Source organism: Neoalteromonas facilis (genome assembly GCF_002807665.1).
Lineage (GTDB): Bacteria > Pseudomonadota > Gammaproteobacteria > Enterobacterales > Alteromonadaceae > Alteromonas_E > Alteromonas_E facilis.
On record NZ_PEAY01000003.1, the window covers coordinates 120135 to 137229 of the forward strand.

Annotated in this window: 12 protein-coding genes; 3 read left to right on the plus strand and 9 right to left on the minus strand. The window is 43.5% G+C overall.

The window, feature by feature from the left end:
• Positions 1 to 7 precede the first annotated feature (7 nt).
• The 8 genes from CSH93_RS09000 to CSH93_RS09035 form a co-directional block, all read right to left on the minus strand.
• A complete protein-coding gene (locus CSH93_RS09000; RefSeq protein WP_100642922.1) occupies positions 8 to 1840 on the minus strand; it encodes a DUF885 domain-containing protein in 1833 nt (610 codons plus the stop codon).
• 56 nt (positions 1841 to 1896) lie between these two features.
• Entirely contained in the window at positions 1897 to 2226 is a 330-nt protein-coding gene (locus tag CSH93_RS09005) for an outer membrane protein assembly factor BamB family protein (RefSeq protein ID WP_100642923.1), read from the minus strand.
• A gap of 89 nt (positions 2227 to 2315) precedes the next feature.
• Positions 2316 to 4703, minus strand: a complete 2388-nt coding sequence (locus CSH93_RS09010) for a GGDEF domain-containing protein (protein ID WP_124748960.1) — start codon at positions 4701 to 4703, stop codon at positions 2316 to 2318.
• A 233-nt stretch (positions 4704 to 4936) separates the two neighbouring features.
• On the minus strand, positions 4937 to 5686 hold the full coding sequence (locus CSH93_RS09015) for a type 2 periplasmic-binding domain-containing protein (protein WP_124748961.1): 750 nt from the start codon (positions 5684 to 5686) through the stop codon (positions 4937 to 4939).
• A 210-nt stretch (positions 5687 to 5896) separates the two neighbouring features.
• The gene (locus CSH93_RS09020) at positions 5897 to 6592 is read right to left on the minus strand and encodes a DUF6090 family protein (RefSeq protein ID WP_100642926.1); all 696 of its coding nucleotides are present in this window, start codon (positions 6590 to 6592) and stop codon (positions 5897 to 5899) included.
• Between the two features lie 271 nt (positions 6593 to 6863).
• Positions 6864 to 8573 (minus strand): SUMF1/EgtB/PvdO family nonheme iron enzyme, encoded by a 1710-nt coding sequence (locus tag CSH93_RS09025; RefSeq protein ID WP_164078333.1) that lies wholly within the window; start codon positions 8571 to 8573, stop codon positions 6864 to 6866.
• Positions 8574 to 8721: 148 nt separating this feature from the next.
• A complete protein-coding gene (locus tag CSH93_RS09030; RefSeq protein ID WP_100642928.1) occupies positions 8722 to 10542 on the minus strand; it encodes a transcriptional regulator in 1821 nt (606 codons plus the stop codon).
• Between the two features lie 243 nt (positions 10543 to 10785).
• Positions 10786 to 11484, minus strand: coding sequence for a CPBP family intramembrane glutamic endopeptidase (locus tag CSH93_RS09035; RefSeq protein WP_100642929.1), 699 nt, complete (start codon positions 11482 to 11484; stop codon positions 10786 to 10788).
• A 130-nt stretch (positions 11485 to 11614) separates the two neighbouring features.
• Between CSH93_RS09035 and CSH93_RS09040 the strand changes: the two genes are divergently transcribed.
• From CSH93_RS09040 to CSH93_RS09050, 3 genes are all read left to right on the plus strand, one after another.
• A complete protein-coding gene (locus tag CSH93_RS09040; protein WP_100642930.1) occupies positions 11615 to 12547 on the plus strand; it encodes a LysR substrate-binding domain-containing protein in 933 nt (310 codons plus the stop codon).
• 136 nt (positions 12548 to 12683) lie between these two features.
• The gene (locus CSH93_RS09045; RefSeq protein WP_100642931.1) at positions 12684 to 13385 is read left to right on the plus strand and encodes an ABC transporter ATP-binding protein; all 702 of its coding nucleotides are present in this window, start codon (positions 12684 to 12686) and stop codon (positions 13383 to 13385) included.
• On the plus strand, positions 13375 to 15855 hold the full coding sequence (locus CSH93_RS09050; protein WP_100642932.1) for an ABC transporter permease: 2481 nt from the start codon (positions 13375 to 13377) through the stop codon (positions 15853 to 15855). Before CSH93_RS09045 ends, CSH93_RS09050 begins: the two co-directional genes overlap by 11 nt.
• Before the next feature lie 44 nt (positions 15856 to 15899).
• Here the strand turns inward: CSH93_RS09050 and CSH93_RS09055 are convergent, their stop codons facing one another.
• Positions 15900 to 17084 carry an alkane 1-monooxygenase gene (locus CSH93_RS09055; protein ID WP_100642933.1) on the minus strand — a complete coding sequence of 395 codons (1185 nt, stop codon included), beginning with the start codon at positions 17082 to 17084 and terminating at the stop codon, positions 15900 to 15902.
• Positions 17085 to 17095: the final 11 nt, after the last annotated feature.

A 17095-nucleotide genomic window follows, 5' to 3' on the forward strand; every position in this document is an offset into this window, starting at 1 on the left:
TCTCTTTTTAGGCATCCTGTAACTGCTTAGCGATCCAGTTGTCTATACGCTTCTCAAGAATGGACAGTGGTAACGAGCCACCGCCAATAACCTCATCATGAAAGGTTCGGATATCAAATTTGTCACCCAATTTTTCCTGAGCTCTGTCACGCAACTCAAGAATTTTTAGGCGCCCAATCATATAAGCTGTTGCTTGTCCTGGCCATACAAAATAACGTCTGACTTCAGTGCGCATGGATACGTCTGAGCGCGGTGAGTTTTGTTTAAAGAACTCAAATGCTTGCTCTTCAGTCCAGCCTTTGGCATTGATACCGGTGTCTGCGACTAGTCTTATGGCCCGCCAAATTTCAAGAACCAGTCGGCCAAAGTCTGAATATGGATCCTCAAACGCCCCCATTTCTTTGGCCAGTAGCTCGCTGTACACCGCCCAACCTTCAACAAACCCTGTAAAGGATGCTTGGGTACGAAACGATGGCACGTTTTCCAGTTCTTGGGCAATTGAGATTTGCATGTGATGCCCAGGATTACCTTCATGATAAGCGACAGCCTCCATTTCAATTATGGGCATTGCCGTCATATCGGATAGGTGAGCGTAGTAAGTGCCTGGTCGCGAGCCATCCGGTGTGCCTGCGTAATAGTGCTGTGCCATTCCCGGTTGTTCACGGAAAGGCTCAACGCGCCTTACAACCAAATCGGCTTTGGGTAAGATGCCAAAGTAGTTAGGAAGTAATGTAGTGAGCGAAGCAAGGTAGTCTCTAGAGTCTTGAAGATAGGCTTCGCGTCCGTCATCCGTATCCGGATAAAAGAAACGACGGTCGTCTTTATTGTCACGCACAAGCTTGAAGAAATCCTGCAGACTACCCTTAAAGCCGACTTTCTCCATTATGTTTAGCATGTCTTTTCGGATGCGAGTGATCTGTTTCAGCCCAAGTTCATGGATGTCATCGGCTGTCATATCCGTTGTATTTTGGATTTTCAATGTGGCCGCGTAGTAATTGTCACCGTCAGGTAATGTGCTTACCCCGTGAGCAATATCACTGGTATTCACGATATCAGCCTGCATCCATTCGAGCACGTTTTGATACGCGGGCAAAAACTTCTGCTTTAACACCTTGATCAGCTCCTTTTGGAGATCGTTAGCAATGTCTTGTGTGATTAAACCGTTATCAAGTAGTGCTTGTATCTCTTGTTTGGCGTCAGCGTAGAGTGGGGCATCACTATCCGTTGTATTAAACGGGTATCCGCTTATCAAGTTTTGACAATGTTGGATGACCTCATCATATGAAAATCGTGGCGGTCGTACGCCTTTTTCAGCATTCTGCTTGGCCCGAATGAGCAGCTGCGAGATGGCTCTGGATAACTCTCCAATACGACGGATATAGGCATGCATATCGTCGACGGTCTCAACTTTGTGACTGTTTATCAAAAAGTTGGGGAGTCGAACGTGGATCCCTTCCATTTGATGAAAGATATAGCGATTGTAGCGGTATTGATAAGATAACTGCGCGCGCTCGGCCTGCAGCATGAATACGTCAAAAGAGGTTTGTTCTTCCGTGGACAGGTTTTCGTAGATAAAGCGTTGTTGTAGTTCCTTTGCAGCTGAAATGTACCAGTTCAGGCGCTGATGTTCTGCTTTCTCACTCATATCATCGATTTCTGAGTAACGCTCCTTAAGACCTAAGCGTGTTAGAGTGATTGGAGAGAACTGTAAGTACTCTTGGTACTTCTGCTCAAACCATTTACTTAGCTCTTTGCTTTGAGTGCCTGAATTTGTTGGTTCTGAGGCGACAGTTGAGGCCGTTATCAAAATTAAAATGATGGTTATGAATGATCTATACATAAGGGGTGTTCCATTCTGAATTGACGTGTATTTATGAAAAGAGAGCAATATTCCTATTACGTGCTGATATCAATCAGCGTCTCTACTATTTCCCCCATGCTTGATTCAGCTGCCGAGTTCAAATGTTCGTCCGACTGTTTTCCTGCAATCGATATGGTGCAGGAACCAGAGCCCAGCCCTTTTAGTCCGTTTTCCCATCTTGTCTCGCCAGTTTCGGTTGAGAGGCAATATAAAGTGCCCCCTAAATAGACGAATAAATCTTCTGAAAACATCACGATTGTTGGCTTGCCCCAGTCAATCTTCAGTTTTGTTCGCCACAGTTCATTGCCTGTCATTTTATCTAAACAAACAACGTGTCCTTTGATCCCCAGAAAGATTTTCTCCATCTATCTCACCTTTTTAATGAATGTAAATTCGAAAATGTTGTGCTCACTGGCCGCGGCTAAACATTAAAGACTAGGTTAATGCTTTTAGGTCACTTTTTCTGTATTAACTTGTCAATGTGTGAAAAAGCCATAGGCTTATCAAAAAAGTAACCTTGGGCTTTATCACAGCCCAATTGTTTAAGCATGAGTAATTGATCTTCTGATTCAACACCTTCCGCTACAACACAAATATTGAGCGATTTAGACAGATTAATGATTGCTTCAAATATGGTTTTGCTCGTTCCACCATTTTTGTAACTGCATAAAAACGACCGATCTATTTTTAACGTGTCAAATTGGAATTGATGTAAATAATTTAAGCTGGAGTAGCCCGTTCCAAAGTCATCCAAAGCAACAGAAATGCCTAGCCGTTTAATTTTGCTGATGCTTTTCTGTGTTTCTTCAATAGTACTGGCTAATGATTGTTCGGTTAGCTCCAAACATATGTGTTTGACAAGGTGAGGGCACTCTTCCTGAAGTTTCGCTAAGCGCAGCAACAGTGCCTGAGAAACGAATCCTTTGGGCGAAATATTGATATTAAAAACAAAGCTTGGTGATAGGTTACTAGCCTTTAATTTTAAATAAGTTATGAGTTCTTCTAACACGTATAAATCCAAGTGCTCAACTAAGCCACTTTGGGTGATGTGCTCGATAAACTTATTTGGCATTAATAAACCCAGCTCTGGGTGTTGCCAACGAATAAGTACTTCTATAGCGACAACATCAAGACTTTTCACGTTAACAATAGGCTGCCCAAATAAAACAAACTCTTTCTTAGTGAGTGAATTCGTAAAGTACTTGGGAAACGCGTACGAGTGCATAAAGTGCTCGATAGAAGCGCTTTCGTGAAAATACACTTGATTTTTACCAAGTGATTTCGCGATGTACATGGCCTCATCAGCGCAAGCCAATAGGTGATCCAACTCGGCTCGATTGGTTCTGCTCGTCACCACTCCTATACTTGCTGATACTTGGGCGGTAATACCATCGATCACGATTGTCTCATTGATCGTATCCAGTAGTCGTTGAGACAACTGTTGAATATTGGTGTCATTCGCGACTTCAATATCGTTAATCAACAGTGCGAACTCATCACCACCAAGGCGACAAACAGTATCAGCCTCTCTGATACTCTCCTGCATATTCTGTGCGACTTCGGCTAACAGTTTGTCGCCAAAATGATGTCCAAATTTATCATTGATCAACTTAAATCCGTCTAAGTCGATGTACAGCACATAGAAATGTAGACTGGGGTTTCGCTCGTACTTACTGATTGACTTACTGAGTTGTGACTTAAAGAATGCTCGGTTCGCTAGCCCGGTCAATGGGTCATGCAGTGCAAGGTATTCGAGTTGTTCTTTCGCCTCCATCCGTTCTACGGCGTTATAAATATGTTTAGCAACATACTGCAGCAACTGCTGATCTTGATACTCGAATGTGTAGCTGTTGTCATAACACTGGACTAAAACAGCACCTTGGAGGTTCCCTTCACCAAAAGGTACGCCGAGCCATGATGTAGGTATTGTGCCTCTTACGTGTACTTTGTTGTTCTCTAGGTATTTCTTAAACTCCTCTTGGTTGAGTAACAATGGCTCATTTTGTGTGAACAACACGCTGGTAAGGGAGGGGTGATCTACATCTATCTTTACTTGAGTGTTGTGAGGGATGTCATCTTTTTCATCGCAAGCGAAAGGAATGACAAAATAAGGTTGTTGTTCATACCGTATTGCGACAATGAAGTTCTTTGTGAAAATTAGTTGGCCAAGGGCCTGATGAAGTGCTCTAAAAAACTCGGTCAAATCGTTTACGTGGAAAATTAATTCAGCGATCTCAAATAAGATATTTTGAATTTTGCTGTTGTACTCGAGCTTTTCAATCGTTGTTTGCAGTACCGCATGGTTTTTCGCTTGAACAAGTTTGTTGGCTGTTAACCCCGCGAGTATCGTCAGCAATTTAACGTGGTAGTCAGTGAAAAAATGCGCTTGATGATGTTCAGAATCGATGACGCCAATGAGCTCACCGCTGGCAATCATTGGTACGGCTAATTCTGAAAGTCGAATGTCATCATCAACGATATATGACTCGACTTTACGAGTATCGGCAATTAACTGCGTTGTTTTGGATGCCGCAGCAGTACCCACAACACCTTCGCCAAATTGAAGGAGTAAAGGGTTAACAATGTTCGTTCGAGTAACATCAGTTTTATTATCGCCCGCAGCGACTTGACGCAGAAGTCCATCATCGTCAACTAAATAAATGACAACATCTTCAAAGCCTAGTTTTGCGATCACTTGCCGTGCCAGGTACCACACAACCTCTGAAGCTTCATTCATGGAAATCAGTTTGTTGGCGTAATCAGCAATAATCTCTATGGAGTCGTAGTCTGTAGACAAATCCCACCCTAATACTGCTATGGCGTTACTTAATAATAGTAGCAATTACAATCTAAACGCTAAAGGTTGAGAAGAATATTTGTCAATATTCTAAAATGTCAGTGAAAAGCAGTGTTGTTCACGAAGTAAATTCGCATCAACGCAACCTCAAATATCAACCATTGACTAGAAAGTGAAGTTAGCTTGTTGGGCTCACTCTTCCTCTGTGGAGTACGTTTCATCTCGTTTTTCATCATTAATGGTGTTACAGGGGGAGAGTCAAGACTACTGGTAGTCTGTCACTGCACTTTGTTAACTGCATTAGCGATGAAGTCTTGTTGGCGAAGGCGCTCAATTTCGCTATCAAAAAGTGCTGCCAACTGTTTGGCATCTGAGCGATGCGAGCCAATACCGAGAAATAAATCTACGGGTGGTAGCACAGCACCAGCTTCCATAATTTCGTCTACCATGTTGAGCTTTTTAGCTGTGAACATGACTGCTGCCCGATCTTCGTAATACACATTGAGTTTGTTATTGCGCATGAGATTGAGTGCTCTTGCGATATGTTGCTCACCCTCGATATAGTAATTGAGTTTTGTCTCGCCCAGCAGCCATTCCAACTCATGATAGTCAAGTCCTGAGGTTAGACCGAGCAAGACCTTGCTGTGCGATTGATCTCTATGGTATCGCCATGGGAAATCTTTGCGTACAAAAAATACTTGTGCTGATTGCAGGATAGGTTGTTGCGGAAAAATAACCTTATCTTTGAGAGTGAAGTTGAATGGTACGCAAAGAAGCATAATATCGATTTTGCCACTAACCAGATTGCGCTTTAGGCGAGCATAAGGGGCAGCTTCAAATTTAATGGAATAGTCTTTAAACACCTCACGAACAATGATGTTGGCGTAGCCTTCACCGTCTATTTCTTCATGACCAGAGTGAGGCAATAGATTCTCAACACCAATCACTAAAGGCAATTTTTCTGCTTGGCTTAGCGCTGAGAAAAACACAGTGATTAACATCAATAGCGCTCGAAAGTATCGTAACAAAACGCCTCCATGTGAATATTTATCATCAGACAACTTGTTTGAACAACGCATTCTGTTTGCAGTCGAATACGTCAGCAACAGTATAAATTGCTTTGGTGTTTTTTATTTTAGTTCATAAAACCAAGTGTTGTTGCTTTAATGAGAAATAACAGTCAAGTTTTATGTTGTGGAAAGGTGCGGGCCGATTGTGTTTATTGGTCCGGAGAAATATCACTCGCTTAGACGGTATTCTTTTAGCATATCAATGGTTTCAGTTATTTCGCCTTTAGCTTGTTTTAAGTTTCGCAAACGCACCGACGTTTCATTCCACGCAAACCCCAACATGTTTTTAAAGATTGGTTTATTCAATATGCTCGGATCAATCAGCTTTTGATCAATCATATCTGCATGGCGCACCCACATAGGGATAAACTCATCATCTAGACCTTGTAGGTAATTTTGCTGAAACGTTTGTTGGATAGAGTAGCGTTTGTTAATTTTAAGCAGTCTGCGCTTGATGGAATCATCGCTGAGTAACTTAAAGTCACCGCTTTCCCGCATTGATGTAAAGGTAAAGTCCTGTGGTGTAAAAAAATAGTAGTTGTTAACGATCCTAGCAGCTTGTACTGCCTGTTCTTTAGCTTCAATCGAGGCAAGGTTGCCATCAAATGATTGAAAGAATTGAATGGCCTCTTGCAAAGCTTGGACCTTTTTCTGCAAGGCGGGGATCAGATCTTCAATGAGCTCCTGATCTACGATCAAGTCTTGTTCAAGTTGGTATAGGTAACTGAGTTGCTTTTGGTGATTGTTCCACTGTTCGACTTTGTTTTCTGTCCATAAAGCCAAATAAATGCCTAACACTAAAAGCACTAAGTCTTTCCAAAAGTGTGCAAATCCTTTGAGGAACTTTCTAAGGTAATGAGCCATGTATTTTTTACACCAACTGTTGATTATCTCGCTTTTTACATCTTAGTCGGTAAAAGATTAGCTGAAGTTTAAATTAGGTGTTTTAGGCGTTAAATAATCATGGGATTTTACCTGCGAACAACCTGAGCATTTCGAGCCTTCATGGATGGCTGTGAACGTTAGGTATCCAGCTGAATGTGAAAATACCGAAACGCCAATGGTTTCGGTATTTGTGGAGATATTAAGGCTAGCTCATGTTCGAATTTATTTAAATATTGATATTGCTTACTGTTCAAATGGCTTTAAATGCTATCCAAGTTAAACTCCAGCGATCAAAACCAGCACGATTGATTTTTAGCTCAATAGTTTGCCTTCCCTGTGCTAATTCAACTTGGAAGCGATCTGATTTCCTATCATCTACCTTCGCAGAATAATCCACATTCGCTAGTAATGTATTACCGCTCCATAATTCGAAGAATCGACCAGATTGCAGGCTTCTTCCCGCGTAATTGAATTGATAATGTCCGGCAGTTTCAACATCTACATCAAAGCGAATAGTAACAGTGTCTTGGGCTGTCACTGGGTGAGTCTTAAATAAGAAATATCGTTCAGGACGCTTTTCGTTTGCAGGCGAACGACGTAATTCGACATTGCCGAGATAGCTTGCTTGATTAACGTCAAACTGACCGGGAATTTGCAATGGCGTTTTAGTGGTTTGAGTGATTGAGACTGGGAGACTTGGTAAGCTTTCATTGTCCTCAGCGACAGCAACAATTAAGAAGCTAGTTATTGATTTATCTGCGTCAACAGCAATACGATTTTGCGCTACTTCTACGCGTTTAATTTTCTCGTAATTATTCTTAAAAAAGCCTCCCATCCGGTGAGATTCAGGGTACTTGTTGCGATAAATATCATAATGTGTCAATTGCACATCTGAAGAGTGTTGCCATACCAATTCAAGCTTGGTGGAAGAAGACGAATACAATACCGCTTGTTTAACGGGTTTTACTAGTTGGCCTCGAGTATCCATACGTTGTTGTTGAGCTTCAATGAGATCGCGTTGGAACTGCTGCGTCGAGGAGTGTTCAATGTTCTCCAAGCTGGCTGTTACCAAACGAAAGCCAGTGTCGGCTGACACATTCCACCCAGCGCTTTTGACTCTTCCACGAAAGTGAAGTGGCTTAGCCGGGTAGTGCCAGCTACCGCCCTTAACAGTATAAAATTCGCAGTCATCGTTTTTGCCAGCAGTGTTGGGCTTGTACCCTTCCGCGCTATAACAAGATCGGGTGAATTCCAATACGTTGCCTGCTATATCAAATAAGCCAAAAGGGTTGGGTCGATACATACCCACCACCGAGTTAAACGCCTCGCCATCATCGCATTGCGAAATACCAATAAAGCCCAGATTGCTATAGCCATAGATTTGATTATTAACCGACTCACCGCTGTAATCACCAACATTGCCGTATTCACAGGCTTGATTTTCTAATGGGTCGTTTCCCCAGAAAAAGCGTGTAGTGGTATTGCCTCTGGCTGCATATTCCCATTGCTGTTCTGTTGGTAAGTGAAACATTATGCCTGTCTTCGATGACAGCCATTGGGCGTAGGCACTTGCCGTTGCTTGGCTTATGCATGTTACAGGTTGATAATCGCTATAGCTGTAGCGATGCTTATCCCATCGTCCGTTGCCTATATGGGTTGGGCCACGCAGACCTTCTTTATCGAAGAAATCATTACATGTTGACTCAACGTTGAAGCCAGTGTCCTCAGCAAATCTTCGAAACTCGGCAACCGTTACTGGGTAGCGTCCAATTTGAAATGCCTCGATGGCAACAGTGTGTTGGGGTTGAGTGGCAGGATCACCGTCCAATGTTCCCATGATAAAAGTACCAGCTGGAATAGGCGTCATAGGGGGAACAATCGGATTTGTTGTTTGAGCTTGAGTCATAGTTGAGCTCAACGATAAAAGTAAAAGGCTTAGTAGCCACGCTCGATATTGCATCTGCATTCCTTCGGTTTGTATTTGAAGGTGCAGGGTAGGTGCCAGTGTTTATTCTGTCCTAAAATCAAAATGATATTTTTCTATTAAAATTATTGGTTTAATTTTCAGTAGGTTATGCCGTCTCACTCTTTATACTAATAAAGGAAGATCAGAAATTGTTCACAAACCTAGCGAATTTGGCAGCGTTTTGATCTTTCCAACGTCTTGTCGCATTCACATTGATATAGTCGACAAGCGATTGTCGGGAAATTTCGGTAAGGTGCTCTTGAGGTAGTGACAACAATAGCAAAGCACTGTCTAAACTATCTTGTTTTTGTTGTGATAATTGTGCGTCGTGAAAAGCAGTAGACGCATGTAAAACCCCCTCAGATAAGTTGCCTTTGGCTATTTCAATGTGTGCTTTAGACAACGATTGAAATGATGATCTTTGCCACGACTTGAGCGTGGAAAAAGCATCGCTCCATTGTCCCGAGGAAATGTGAAAGTCTCTTAACTGTTGAGCAGCTGAGTAAAACACTGGTTCATACTGAGGATCGTATGGCATAGAGAGTATGTCAGCAAGGTGACCAGCCCTGATAGTTGGATCTGATTCAATCCACGCTTCTGTGTTCCATATAGGTACCCAATGCACAGTTGCCATGTGGTTTAGCGTTATCAGTTGTTTAGCAAAATCTAGCTGGCTATAAGCCATATCTAGATTACTGTCTTTGGATGCAATAAACGCTTGTATGCGGTGAGCATTTAACTCCAATAGTGGTTCGTTAGCCTGTCTTGCAATTCCGGCAGCTTCATTTAGTGACTGTATACCGGCTCTAAAATCCGAACTTACCAAGTGATGCCAAGCCAATTCTAATTGAAGCTCTGCGATTAACGGGGGAATGTTCATTGGTGTGAGTTGCTTAATCGCTTCATCCAGCTCAACTCTCGCGTCAGCAAACTGCTTATTTTCAAACAAAGCTTTGGATTTCATCCATAACAGCATAGCGTAATCAAATTCACTACTGGGTTCACTCAGGTACGCATCAATTAATGTTGATGCGCGATGCCAGTCTGCTGATTCAAAATGTAATTTGATAACTTCCCGGTTCAGCAATGAAGAATCATCAATTAGTTGCAGGGCCGCTAGCGCTATGTTTGGGTTGGAATGATCAAAATAGTTTTGCTTATTGAGTTGCTGTATCACTGACTGCAATGTTTCAAATGCTTTGTCTTGCGTTTCGGCAATCAAATAATCGCTCCAATGGCGTCTTTTACCCTGCACGTGAAAACGTAAAACTGCGTGTTCGGCAAATGGATAGGCTTTTATTGCGATAAGCAAATGGCCTTCAGGCGATAACGCACCAAAGGTCGAACTAGGAGAGTCGAAAAGAGACTGCACACTAGCAGCACTCGTATTCTGCAAAGACTCAAGAGATTGACCGTCTGTGAATTGATATAAACCACCAACTGCAGCATTTTTTGTGTGCAAAATGCGATAACCCAAAAAGGTTGAAATAGCCACTAAAATGACAATGACAAAGAGGGTGCGAACCAATGTTATTGGTTTCCTTTGAGTTACCTTGTATGGCGAAGTGAGTTCTTTTTGATTTTCAGTCGGTGAGATAGGTTTCTGAGAAGTACTAGCCTCTTTGGCTGCATCAGGTTGTAATTCATCAGTTTCGGTTTGCGCAGTTAACTCTAGAGTCGGCAATTGCCACTGATAGCCTTTTTTGGAGAAGGTTTTAATCGCAGCGTCGCCAAATACACTGCGAAGCAGGCTTATGTTTTGAAAAATCACCTGTTCAGACACGACACGGTCTGACCATACAAAATCAAGGATTTCAGCTTTGGATACGATGTTATGACGTTCATTTAACAGCAAGAGAAGCAGCAAACTCGCCTTCTCATTCAGAGCATGTATAACGCCGTTTCGTTTTAGCAGCCTTTTTTCGGCTTCGAATTCAAAATCATCAAAGGCGTATAGAGTCATTGTTTGTCCGCATAGATAACGCCCAGTCTGCTGAATAGGCGAGAGGTAACTTGAAAGTCACCTCTCTTTACAGTAGCCGTGAATGAATTACTTAAAAAGTAGGTGTTATTGTATTCGTAAACGTTGGCGGATGCATTAAGGAAAAGACGACTTCACAATAGACGTGAATGTTATATATAAACGTTTGGTGAAAATACACCGCTGAATATTGGATAAACGACATTTCCTAAATCAACAAAGGCGCTAAGCTATCCCGCCATCAGTAACAAAATAGGCGGTCAGGCTCAATGAATTGATCAATCCATGAGCGAGAATAAGAGGAAATAACTTGCGATTGGTGAAGAGGTAAACAACACCGAGTATCACCGCCACCAATGCCGTACCAATGATGCCAGGGATCCCCTGTGAGATATGCAGCATGCCAAAAATGCCAGCATGTAAAATCAGAGCGGCTGTAATGCCAGCTTTGCGATCACCAAATAAAACGATTAGATGATTAAGTAGGAAGCCGCGCATCAGGAGTTCCTCACCAACGGCTGCACCCATCCATATGACAAACAACAGATAGGCTAAAAACAACCAAATATTACCTAGGAAGAACTCAAAGCGGTCGGTGGAGCTTTCGGGGATTGTTAGACCCATAAGTTCACTTAAAAGCGGGATAAAACCACCTAACACGACAAGCGAAGCAGCGATCACCAATAACGCAATGCCAAACGCCTTTAACCAACCTTTCATGCCGTGTGGGAGGGTAAGCCCTTTGTCTCGCCATGAGATATTTTGCTTTCGCATGAAAAGGGTAGCCAAGATAATACCGCACCACATGGCGATTGAACCTGCTCCAATCAGTTCATAGCGATCGGCAAATTCTTTAACTAGCAGCATCAAACCGAGCACAGCAGCGATCTCAAATACTTTGTGTTGCTTTAGGGATAACGTCATTAATATCTCTCTACGGACTAAATCGGTGTCTCGCGTGTAGTTGAAAACGCGATAAATTAAAGCTTGTAGCGTTTATTACAAGTGATTATATTTCATCTAATTATTAGTAAATGAGATAAATGGTGAACCCATGGCGATGCATCCGGCTACCTTGATGTGCCTTCAGGTATTTCATGCGGTGGTAGATAATGGTAGCTTCAGCAAGGCTTCAAAACAGCTCAATCTTACACAAAGCGCCGTTAGTCATCGAATGAAGCAGTTAGAAGAGTTAGCCGGGGTCACTCTGATAGAACGGTCAACTCGGCATTTTCACGTGACAGAGGCTGGCGAAAAGCTTTATCACCAAACGCGAATGAACTTAGCCGAAATCAGTCGTGCTATAACTAGCTTAAGGGCTTCGGTCGACAGTCCGTTGAGCTTAACCACAATATCTTCACTTGCGACCAAGTGGTTACTACCAAAGCTCAGTGAATACAATCGAGCATACCCAAATCAGCCTCTATCTGTGTTAACCGATGATAATATTCTTGACCTCAAATATGAAGGGATTGACGCGGCGATCCGGCTAACCGATAGGTTAGATCCTGATTTGCATATGACATATATATGTGACGAATGGGTCTTTCCTGTGGCAAGTACTTCACTTGTGCAGGCTAGTGACATTATTCACCACCCAGAACGGCTACAAAACTACCCTTGGTTGCTGGACTTAGTTACAGAGCAGGGCGGTGATGAAAGCTCTTGGCGAGGTTGGTTACATACACAAGGCTTAAGTGTACCTGAGGGGCGCTCTGATCAAGGCTTCAGTCGCACGGATATCGCTTTGCAGGCGACATCCGCGGGGCAGGGCGTGGCTATTGCAAGAGCCAGTTTAGTTGATATTGATATGTTGGATATGAAGCTGTTTCACCAAGTGGGCCGTGCAGTTAAAATGAAGTACGCGTATTACTTTGTATGTCCGCTTGAGAAGGCCGAGAGAGCCGATATCTGCAATTTACGTGAATGGCTGGTTAAGGAGCTCAAAGGTACTTTGGAACAGGTGAAAGAGACGCTAATGATGTAATGTTCGCTATTGCCGAATGGAAAGTTGTATTTCAATCCTTCAATTGCCCTATACAACCAATGAATGTTCTCAATTTACCTTCATTTCACCTAACGACCTGTACGGTACGACAAACTTTCACGCATGAGTGGCAATTATGTCGTTACCGTTCCACGGCCAGATTAGGTTAAATAATGTAGGTCAATCGTTTTACTTGCAGCAGCAACAAATCTCGCTATTCCAAAATGTGAGTTTGTCGATTAAACAAGGTCAATCGTACGCAATTACCGGGCCTTCGGGATCGGGAAAGTCCAGCTTGCTGATGCTGATGTCGGGATTGGAGAGACCAACTTCCGGCAGCGTACATTATTCCAACAAAACACAACAAATACCTGTTCATCAATTGCGTGAGGATATTGGGTTTATTTTCCAGCAATTTCATTTACTACCAGAGCTTGATGCCCTCAATAATGTGGCGTTGCCACTCAGGTTGAGGGGCTTAAAAAACGCAGAAAGCAAGGCGCAAGAGTGGCTTGAAAAAGTCGGTCTGGGTCATAGGCTGAAGCACAAATCCACACAGTTGAGTGGTGGAGAGCAACAACGAGTAGCCATTGCCCGAGCTTTAGTGTTTGAACCGAAGTTTATATTCGCTGATGAACCGACAGGAAATCTTGATGCACACAGTGCGCAGGAAGTCACTGATATCTTATTTTCCTGCAGTCAGGCTCATGGGGCAGGGCTTGTAATTGTTACACACAGTGAAGCGTTGGCCAGACAAGCCCAACACTCACTGGTATTCAGCGATGGTCAGTGTCGGTGGAGTTCTACTTTGTCTGAGGAGGTCAGTGATGCTAACTGATACCCTTCGACTGGCATGGCAACTACATCAACAGGAAAAGCGCTACTCTACCAACCTGGTGCAACGCGTTTTGCAAGTTGTATTGATGGTATTTATCACGACACTGTCACTGAGCAGTGCTTCAATTCAACACTACCTGACTCAAAACTTAAACAACTTGTTGGGCGCCGATGTGGTCATTAGCCAGCGACACGCTATGACGCCACAACAAAGAAATGAATTGTCTGAATTCGCCGAAAAGCTTATCTACACCCAAACGATTAACACAACACTGAGGCATGAAGATCACTGGCAGCGGGTTTCACTTAAAGCTGTGGGAGATGGATATCCACTGCAAGGCGAGTTGCGGATCTCTCCGGAGTTGGTGGGTAACGCCGTGTCTACCGATAAAATACCCAATCCAGGTGAGATTTGGTTGGACTCTCGCGCAATCGCCAGCTTGTCTGTTGACGTTGGCGATCAACTGCTCATTGCGAATAAACCTTTTATCGTATCGAATGTTTTATTGCATGAGCCGGATCGGCTGATGGAAGGTCATAACGTCGATATGAGGGCAATGATCAATAGAGTCGACTTGCATTACATTGATATTGAGGATGATTCGGTTCAATACCGATATCTTGCGAAGGCAGACCAAGCGAATATCGATAATATTCTAAAGTGGCAAAAGCAAACGTTGCCAGCAGCGCATACCCTGCATAAAACGGGGAAGCATCCGCTAGCGCTTTTTTGGCAGCGAACTGAAAACTTTTTAGGTTTGACCTCCATTATCCTGTTTTTTATGGCAGCCATTGCAATCCATCAGCTCTCGCAGGTAAGCATGCACAAAGAGCAATATTTTACGGCTGTATGTATGAGCCTCGGCTCGTCTAGAAGTGCAGGCCTTCGAATATCAATCGTAAAATGGGTGTTGGGCTTTTTATTGTTGATTCCTTGGGTACTCGTGATAGCCAGTGCATGCCACTGGTTGGTTATTCAATGGCTCGCGTCGACTTTTGCGCAAATTTCGTGGCACTTCAACGTGTTAAGTTTAGCTACGCCGATACTTGCTAGCGCAGCAATCTTTGCGATTTTTCAGTTGCCAGTATGGTTAGCGCTAAGGCAGTCGTCTGTTCGGCAGCTAGTAAACATTGACATGCATAAAGGAAGGGTATTCTTATCGTTAGGTTGCACTATTTTGGTTTTGGTCGGCGTCGCAGGTTCATATTCTGACAATGGGTTACTCACATTTATGGTGTTAGGCGCTATGGGCGCATGTGTGCTACTGATTTTGTTGAGTAGCTGGGTAGGCTTAACCTTTGGTGAGAAACTGACAAAGCGTTTTTCTGGATTACTGCCATTTACGCTTTACATGATGAAGCAGCGACTTATTGCCAAAACAACCCAAATCATGGGGGTTGGTTTGTGCGCATTTTTGCTGTTATTTACACTTATGTTATTACGCGATATTGGTGACACGATGGAGGGCTATCAACGCCAACATGACGGCAACTTGATGGTGTCTCAAGCGACAGACGAGCAAATGCGCGATATTCGTAACTGGGTAGCATCAAGACCGGCAGAGATCCGACAAAGCAAACCGTTTGTCTACGCCAAATTAATTGAAATCAATGATCTGAGCTTAGATAACTTTACGGATAGACCAAGCGGCAGTCTATCCACGTTGCAGCGTCCTATCAGGCTACATTGGACAGATTCTGTTCCTAACAATAACAGAGTGATAGACGGTCTTTGGTGGGAGGCAGAAGCTGACAATTGGCAGCAAGTATCGGTTGAAGAAGAAGTCATGACGGACTTAGGCTTGAAATTGGGTGACCAATTGACATTCTTTATTGCCGAACAACGTGTCAATTTAACCATTGTGGCGAGTCATGCATACAAGCCTGGAGCGGGGTCGATTACGTTTTGGATGCAAATGCCAAGTACTGCAATTTCTCACATTCAAGCGCCTCACTACACAATGGCAAGTCTGGAAATTAGCCATGAGTTATTTAATGAATTAGGAGAGCTGTGGCAAAAGCATCCTTCTTTACGCATGGTTTCGATGCAAGAAATTACACAACGTTTCGACAATACCTTGGCAATGGTGACGCAGGTTGTCAGTGGATTTTCATTTTTGATTATCATTTTGGCGACGATTGTTATTGTTTCTTCTGTGAACGCGCTTGAAGCAAAAGAGAAGCAAAAAAACAGCATTATCATGAGCTTTGGATTGTCGAGAAAAACTTGCTATTACCTCAATGTTATTGAATGGCTTGTGACGGGAGGCATAGCGGGTGTTGGCGCGATTATTGGAACTTGGATTGCTGGCAGTATGATTTATCAATCTCAGTTTTCATTGCACTATCAGCCAGATTTTATCTGGTTGGTATCCACCTTAGCGTTGATCTTATTGGCCGTTTTAAGCTTAGGGCTTGTTGCCAGCCGAAGCAGTTTAAAAACATCTATTCGAGCGTTAATGGCTGAATAGTACCGCATGCGCTGTGCCATAGCAGCGCATGCGGCAGAGTGGGGTTAATTACGATAGATAGGCGACGCGTTCGCCTCTATCATGGCTTCAATCCCGCTGTTTTTATTGGCTTCGTAGGCGAGGTTGCGTTCTTCTAGAGAGGCGAATTTTTCATCCCATTCGAGTACTTTGGGTGTCATCAATTTGTGCCAAAGCGGTGGGCACATGGCAATGACCAGTGTCGTTAGGTAGCCACTGATCATCATGGGGGCTTCAGGAAAGGGTTTGAGATCTTGATAGGGAACCTCACCCTGAGCATGGTGATGGGAGTGGCGACTTAAATTAAACATCGCCCAAGAGGTAATGCGCTTATTGGTATTCCAAGAGTGTCGCGGTTGAACAGGCGAGGCAGGATTTCTAACCATACCGTAATGTTCCATATAATTAACGATTTCGAGCAATGCTTTTCCCCACAGGGCACAGCCTATGAAATACATCGCAGTGACTGCTCCACCTATAAAAAAGGCGATAAACGCTAACAATAAGCTCATCGCGTGACCTCTTAATACAGCATTATGGTATGACAATACCGGTAGGTTTTTGCGCTGTAGTCGACGCTTTTCAATCTCCCATGCACTGAGATTACCTTTAATCGTAGAGGCGACGATATGTGCATACACATTGCGCCCACGAGGTGCTGTGGCAGGATCGTGTTCAGTCGACACATAGCGGTGATGTCCGTAAACGTGTTCAATTGAGAATACGGTGTCAAAACTGAAGGCTAACATCCAGCGACCGATCAACATTGATATCGGATCCCACGTACGATGGGTAAGCTCATGGGCCGTTACAGTGCCAATCGTGCCAATCATCAAGCCAACAAGCACAGCACCCGCTATGTGCTGCTGGGCAGTGGTCGAGCGTTTTGCCTCGACAAGGTCATAGCCACTAACGTCGCTGAGCCATGCTCCAACGCCCATTGTATCTGAAGGGCTCACGCTCCAAAGGAACGCCAATACGATGGCGATGACTATCGGTAGCGCAAACCAAAGTAAAACGGTTAGCACTTGAGGGTGGGCATATTGAGGCGTTGTTTTATCATCGCCAGCGATAGCATCACCCGCTATATAGAACGTCGTAATGGCGATAAGCCCTAGCACTATCCATTGACCCCCAGCAAGAATAGACAATAGGGCACAAATCCCCACTAAGTGGATCAGAAGAAACTTAACGTAATGCAAGATGTTCATAAGGTACTCTC